We start from the raw sequence: 6,718 nt of genomic DNA, 5'->3' as shown, positions 1-6,718 counted from the left end.
CCCCAATCCCAGCCCCCCATTCACCCGGTATCGAGGCCGTGCTTGCGCAACTTGCGATACAGCGTATTACGGCTGATTCCCAGCGCATCGGCGGTGCGGCTGACATTCCAGCGGTGGCGTTCGAGTTGTTGTTGCAGCACCAGGCGTTCGGCCTGGTCGAGTGCGACGCGGCCGGGCATGTCGTCGGCGGCCACCGCGCGCCCGTCGACCAGGCACGGTGCGCTGCCGGCGTCGACGATTTCCTGCGGCAGGTTCGGTAGCCGGATCACCCCGTCGCTGCACAGCACCGCCGCGGTGCGCAACACATTGCGCAGTTGGCGCAGGTTGCCGGGCCAGGCGTAGCTGAGCAGGGTGTGCATGGCTTCTTCGCTGATGCGCACGCTGTGCTCCGGGTTCTCTTCGCGCAGCAGGGTGCGGATCAACTCGGCCTTGTCGCTGCGCTCGTGCAAGGGCGGCAAGTGCAGCACCACGCCGTTGAGGCGGTAATACAGGTCTTCGCGAAATTCGCCGGCGGCCACGCGCTGCGCCAGATCGCGATGGCTGGCGCTGATCACGTGCAGCTCCAGCGGCACCGCGCGCTCGCTGCCGAGCGGGGTAACGCATTGTTCTTCCAGCACGCGCAGCAGGCGGCTCTGCAACGGCAGCGGCATGTCGCCGATTTCATCGAGAAACAGGGTGCCGCCGCTGGCCTGCAGCAATTTGCCATGCCGGCCTTCGCGCGCCGCATCGGTGAACGCGCCGCGCGCATAGCCGAACAACTCGCTTTCGATCAATGCCTCGGGGATCGCCGCACAGTTGATCGCCACGAACGCGCCACCGGCCCACGGCGAGCCGCGATGGACAGCCTTGGCAAATTCTTCCTTGCCGGTGCCGGTGTCGCCACGCAGCAGGATCGAGACGCGATGCGCGGCCAACTTCAATGCATTGGCCAGGTTGTGGCGCATGCGCGGGTCCGAGCCCACATGTTCGCCCGGCGGCTGTTCGCCCTCCGGCGCCACCTGCGCGGCGGCGCCCACCGACGGCATCGCCGGGCGTGAGCGGGGCGGGCGCACCAGCGCGTAGAACCGCCGCCCGTGGCAGGCGCAGCGGATCGACCACAGCGTGCCCGCGTCGCTGCCGGCACGATGTTCCAGCGTGTCGAAATCCAGCTGCATCACCTGCGAGATATCGCGGCCGACCAGCTGGCTGCGGTCGAGTTTGCCCAATTGCTCCAGCACCGCTTCGTTGACGGCCAGCACGCGGCCATCGGCGCCGATCGCGATCAATGCCTCGTGCAACAGTCCGGCAAATTCGGGACGGCTGTGAAAGCGCAGGATGAAGGCATGGCCGAACTGGTTGAGGAAATGCGAACGCGAGATCTGCGCAGCCGACATGCTCACCAGGGCCACGGTGTGCCGCTGGATCTGCTTGCTGTCCTGCGCATTGGGGGTGGACGCATCCAGCACGGCCAGCAGCCCGCCATGCGGGTCCAGAATCGGCGCCCCGCTGCACGACAGCGGCAGATGCCGGGTCAGGTAGTGCTCGCCGCGGTGCACGCTCACCGCAGTGCGCTCGGCCGCGCAGGTGCCCAGGCCGTTGGTGCCTTGGTGGCACTCGGCCCAGCTGGCGCCGCAGAACAGGCCGGCATGGCGGAACTCGCGCAGCAGGGTGGAGTCGTGCACGCTGTGCAGCACGGTGGCCTCGGCATCGCCGAAGATCACCGCATACCCGCTGCCGGCAATCTGCTCGTAGAGGTTTTCCATCTCCACCCGGGCGATGCGCAGCACCTCGCCCAGGCGTTGCTGGCGCTCGCGTACGTGCAGCGCGTCGTGCACCAGGGGCTCGGGCGTGGCCTCGGGCAGCAGCGCGTAGTCGTCCAGGCAGCGCCGCCACGAGCGCGACAACGGCGCCGCCAGCGACGCGATATCGCGCAGCCGCCGGGTCTGCCTGAGGACATCCGGCTCGATCTGGGGCGGGGCGGTGGAAGCGGCGGCGACAACGCTTGGCTCGGACATGGCCCAGCGTTCCTCAATGGACGCGAGGCGGCAGTAGAGACACAAATCGTCCCCATGCTCAAACTGCGTTGCAGCAAAGTGCGTTGCCGCCGCTGACGATGCCGCCGCCGCCGCGATGTCGGCATAAAGCCCCTCTCCCGTCGGGAGAGGGGTTGGGGTGAGGGTACGGGGCGAAGCCACACCAAGCAGTTTGGCAACGCGAGGCTTTGCCCGTCCCCTCATCCGCCCCTTCGGGGCACCTTCTCCCCCATGAAGGAGGACAATGTCCCATTGGGAGAAGGGACGTCGATGCGCGAGGGCGTTAAAGCCCCTCTCCCGCCGGGAGAGGGGTTGGGGTGAGGGTACGGCGCGCGTAGCGCCCGAATTCTCGAACTGCGCGAGGCTTCGCCCGTCCCCTCATCCGCCCCTTCGGGGCACCTTCTCCCCCATGAAGGAGGACAATGTCCCGGTGGGAGAAGGGCAAAGCGTCCGTTAAAGCGCGTAGCCGAACTGTTGCTTGAACTGGTCGTTGAACTCGGCGAAGTCGAAGCGCTGGTTCTGGGTGCCGGGGTGTTCCACCTTCAGCGCGCCCATCAGGTTGCCCATGCGCCCGATCGTGAGCCAATCGTAGTTGTGCTGGATGCCGTAGATCAGGCCGGCGCGGAAGGCATCGCCGCAGCCGGTGGGGTCGACCACGCGGCGTTCGTGCGCCGGCGGAATGTCGTAGGTCTTTTCCGGCGTATGCACCAGCGCGCCCTTCGGGCCCTGGGTGGTGATGTAGGCCTGCACGCGCGAGACGATGTCCTTCTCGTCCCAGCCGGTGCGTTCCTGCAGCAGGTTGGACTCGTAATCGTTGACCACCACGTAGTCGGCCTGCTCGATGAACTGACGCAGCTCCGGGCCGTTGAACAACGGCATCGCCTGGCCGGGGTCGAAGATGAAGGGGATGCCGCCGGCAGCGAACTCTTCGGCGTTCTGGATCATGCCTTCGCGCCCGTCCGGGCCGACCAGGCCCAGGGTCACACCCGGCACGTCCTTCACGTGGTTTTCGTAGCTGCGCATCATCGCGCCCGGATGGAAGGCGGTGATCTGGTTGTTGTCGTGGTCGGTGGTGATGAAGGCCTGCGGGGTGAACAGGTCGTCGATGATCTTCACCCGCGACAGGTCGATGCCGAGCATCTCGAAATGTTCGCGGTACGGGCCGAAGTCCTGGCCCACGGTACCCATCGGAATCGGCGCGCCACCGAGCAGATGCAGGTTGTAGGCAATGTTGCCGGCGCAGCCGCCGAACTCGCGGCGCATGCGCGGGACCAGGAACGACACATTCAGAATGTGCACCTTGTCCGGCAGGATGTGGTTCTTGAACTGGTCCGGGAACACCATGATGGTGTCGTAGGCGAGGGAACCACAGATCAGTGCGGACATCGAGTCAGGCCTTTGCGTAAGGAAATACCCGCCAGTTGCCGGGCATGGCAGCGGGACGGCAGCAACGCCGCGGCGCAAAGGGTAACGGCTGCGACCGATCAGGGCCACAACCGCGTGCCATGGCCGGCGTGACCGGCACATGAAAACCGGGCCGGCAGATCCGATTTTTCCTTGCTCACCCCGGGGGGGATTGCTAGGCTAGCCGACTTCGTTTTCTGCCCAAAATTTCGCCACGCTGGCGGCCGGGCGCGCGACTTACCCAGGACCAACTCCCTCGATGTTCAAGAAACTGCGCGGCATGTTCTCCAACGACCTGTCCATCGATCTGGGCACGGCCAATACGCTGATCTACGTGCGCGGGCAGGGCATCGTGCTGAACGAACCATCGGTGGTGGCGGTGCGTCAGGACCGCGCAATCGGCGGCACGCGTTCGGTGGCGGCGGTCGGCGCCGAGGCCAAGCAGATGCTTGGCCGCACGCCTGGTCACATCACCACCATCCGCCCGATGAAGGACGGCGTCATCGCCGATTTCACCTACACCGAGGCAATGCTGAAGCACTTCATCAAGAAGGTGCACAAGTCGCGTGTCCTGCGCCCCAGCCCGCGCGTGCTGGTGTGCGTGCCGGCCGGCTCCACCCAGGTGGAGCGCCGCGCCATCAAGGAATCTGCGGAAGAGGCCGGTGCGCGTGATGTGTACCTGATCGAAGAACCCATGGCTGCCGCGATCGGCGCCGGCATGCCGGTGACCGAGGCGCGCGGCTCGATGGTCATCGACATCGGCGGCGGCACCACCGAAGTGGCGGTGATCTCGCTCAACGGCATCGTGTATTCGCAGTCGGTGCGTGTGGGCGGCGACCGCTTCGATGAGTCGATCACCAATTATGTGCGCCGCAACCACGGCATGCTGATCGGCGAAGCCACCGCCGAGCGCATCAAGTTGCAGATCGGCTGCGCCTACCCGCAGGACGAGGTGCAGGAGATGGAAATCTCCGGCCGCAACCTCGCCGAGGGCGTACCGAAGATGATCAAGATCAACTCCAACGAAGTGCTCGAAGCGCTGCACGAGCCGCTGTCGGGCATTGTCTCCGCGGTCAAGCTGGCGCTGGAGCAGACCCCGCCGGAACTGTGTGCCGACGTGGCCGAGCGCGGCATCGTGCTCACCGGCGGCGGCGCGCTGCTGCGCGACCTGGACCGCCTGATCTCCGAAGAAACCGGCCTGCACGTGCAGGTGGCCGATGACCCGCTCACCTGCGTGGCCCGCGGCGGCGGCCGTGCACTGGAGCTGGTGGACATGCATGGCAATGAGTTCTTCGCGCCGGAGTGATGCGTTCGGGATTCGGGAGTCGGCATTGGGGATTCGCAAAGGCGGTTCCTGTCTACGGCCCGGCGGGATTGCCGCGCAGTTCCGCTGATTCACGTGTTAGCCGCATTCGTCTCGGGGCCAGCCAAGTGCTCCCCGAATCCCCACTCCCGAATCTCCATTCCCGGCCCTGAAAGTGCCCTCCTACGCCGGTCCTCCCGTCGCCTCCCGCCCGGGCGAAGTCACCTCCACGCTGCGGCTGCTGGTCTATCTGGTGCTGGCGATCACCCTGATCGCGCTCGATAGCCGCGGGGGCTGGCTGAGCCAGGTGCGCCTGCAGGCCAATCTGCTGATCCAGCCGATCTGGGCGGTGGCCGGGTTGCCAGGGCGGATCGGCTCGCAGGTGCGCGACAACGCCGCCACCCATGCGCAACTGGTGGAAGAAACCCGCGACCTGCGCAATCAGCTGTTGGTGGCCAACGCGCGCCTGACCCGGTTGCAGACCGCCGCGCTGGACAACGCGCAGCTGCGCGAACTGCTCAACGTGGCCGAGCGCCGCGGCCTGGACGTGCAGCTGGCGCCGATCCTCGATATCGACCTGGACCCCACCCGGCAGCGCCTGCTGCTGGATGCCGGCAGCCGCGACGGTGTGCTGATGGGCCAGGCGGTGATCGATGCCGGCGGCCTGATGGGGCAGGTGATCGAAGTGACTCCGTTGCATTCCACCGTGCTGCTGCTCACCGACCCCGACCATGCGGTGCCGGTCAGCGTGGCGCGCAACGGCGTGCGCCTGATCGTCTACGGCCGCGGCGACCGCCTGGAACTGCGCGACATCCCGCTGAGCGCCGGCGTGCAGGTGGGCGATGAGATCGTCACCTCCGGCCTCGGCGGCCGCTTCCCGGCCGGCTTCCCGGTCGGCAAGGTCTCCGAGCTGCATCCCGACGACACCCACGCCTTCCTGGTCGGCGAGCTCACCCCGGCAGCCAAGCTCGATCGTGGCCGCGATGTGCTGTTGCTGCGCGCGGGCAAGCCGCTGCGGGTAATGCCGGGGGCCGGGATTGGGGATTCGGGAGTGGGGATTCGCAACAGCGACAACAGCGACAACAGCGACGGCGGCGCGGCTGCCGCCAGCGCGCCGGTGACTGCCACACCACGCACGCCGGCGGGCGGGATGTCCAACGCAGTGAGTGATACCGCGCGCCCGACGGCCGCCGCGGCATCGGGCACCGGCACTGTTATCGCGCCGCGTGCACAGTCCGTGTCGGCACCTGCCGCGCCTGGTGCCCAGTCGGCCCGCGCACCAGCGTCAGCATCGAGCCGCCACCCCAGCCTGCCGGCCAGTCCTCCTGCGTCGAACGGCCCCGAACGCCAGACCACCGGTTCCCGCACAGCGTCATCGCAGGGCTCACGTGCTTCAGGCGATGCAGACGCTGGAACCGGCAACGGCAACGACGCGCCAGCACAGGCACCCGCTTCTAACCAATCCCAAATCCCGACTCCCCAATCCCGTCCGTCTCCAACGGAGACGGACCAATGACCCGCATGCGCAACACCTGGATCCTGCCGGCCAGCATCTTCATCGCGCTGGTGCTGGGCCTGCTGCCGTTGCCGGCCGTGGTGCAGCCGTTGCGTCCGTACTGGCTGGCGCTGGTGCTGGCCTACTGGGTGATCGAGGAGCCGGACCGGGTTGGATTGGGCGTGGCCTTCGTGGCCGGCGTGCTGGCCGACCTGCTGTACGGCGGGCTGCTCGGCGAGCAGGCGCTGCGGCTGGTGATCATGACCTTCATCCTGCAGCGCTTCCGCGCGCGGATGCGCTTCTTCCCGGTGTCGCAGCAGGCGCTGGCGATCGGCGGGCTGCTGCTCAACGACCGCATCGTCTCCTCGGCGGTCCATCTGGCAGTCGGCGAGCCGACCCTGCCGTGGAGTTACTGGTGGGCGCCGCTGCTGGGCATGGCGCTGTGGCCGCCGCTGTTCGTGTTGCTGGATGCGGTGCGGCTGGGCAAGCGGAGCAAGAAGTAGC

The 6,718-nt window shown here is 67.3% G+C and carries 5 protein-coding genes; 3 read left to right on the top strand and 2 right to left on the bottom strand.

Annotation, left to right across the window (positions count from 1 at the left end):
• Positions 1–20: 20 nt before the first annotated feature.
• Both OZ10_RS05770 and OZ10_RS05765 read right to left on the bottom strand, forming a co-directional pair.
• Positions 21–1,994 (bottom strand): sigma-54-dependent Fis family transcriptional regulator, encoded by a 1,974-nt coding sequence (locus OZ10_RS05770; RefSeq protein WP_039564128.1) that lies wholly within the window; start codon positions 1,992–1,994, stop codon positions 21–23.
• A gap of 471 nt (positions 1,995–2,465) precedes the next feature.
• Entirely contained in the window at positions 2,466–3,398 is a 933-nt protein-coding gene (locus OZ10_RS05765; RefSeq protein WP_039564127.1) for a carbohydrate kinase family protein, read from the bottom strand.
• Between the two features lie 277 nt (positions 3,399–3,675).
• Between OZ10_RS05765 and OZ10_RS05760 the strand changes: the two genes are divergently transcribed.
• From OZ10_RS05760 to mreD, 3 genes are all read left to right on the top strand, one after another.
• Entirely contained in the window at positions 3,676–4,722 is a 1,047-nt protein-coding gene (locus tag OZ10_RS05760; RefSeq protein ID WP_010368259.1) for a rod shape-determining protein, read from the top strand.
• 172 nt (positions 4,723–4,894) lie between these two features.
• Positions 4,895–6,235 (top strand): rod shape-determining protein MreC, encoded by a 1,341-nt coding sequence (mreC, locus tag OZ10_RS05755; protein WP_039564125.1) that lies wholly within the window; start codon positions 4,895–4,897, stop codon positions 6,233–6,235.
• Positions 6,232–6,717, top strand: a complete 486-nt coding sequence (gene mreD / locus OZ10_RS05750) for a rod shape-determining protein MreD (RefSeq protein ID WP_039404324.1) — start codon at positions 6,232–6,234, stop codon at positions 6,715–6,717. Before mreC ends, mreD begins: the two co-directional genes overlap by 4 nt.
• Position 6,718: the final 1 nt, after the last annotated feature.

This window comes from Xanthomonas cannabis pv. cannabis (assembly GCF_000802365.1).
In the GTDB taxonomy this organism is placed as follows: Bacteria; Pseudomonadota; Gammaproteobacteria; order Xanthomonadales; family Xanthomonadaceae; genus Xanthomonas; species Xanthomonas cannabis.
Note: the sequence above shows the minus strand (reverse complement) of the source record. Positions and strands in the feature narration are given on the sequence as shown.

What these genes read in the sequence shown, in the direction of transcription:
- OZ10_RS05770 (WP_039564128.1), bottom strand. Translation starts at nt 1,994, where the DNA reads ATGTCCGAGCCAAGCGTTGTCGCCGCCGCTTCCACCGCCCCGCCCCAG.
- OZ10_RS05765 (WP_039564127.1), bottom strand. Translation starts at nt 3,398, where the DNA reads ATGTCCGCACTGATCTGTGGTTCCCTCGCCTACGACACCATCATGGTG.
- OZ10_RS05760 (WP_010368259.1), top strand. Translation starts at nt 3,676, where the DNA reads ATGTTCAAGAAACTGCGCGGCATGTTCTCCAACGACCTGTCCATCGAT.
- mreD (WP_039404324.1), top strand. Translation starts at nt 6,232, where the DNA reads ATGACCCGCATGCGCAACACCTGGATCCTGCCGGCCAGCATCTTCATC.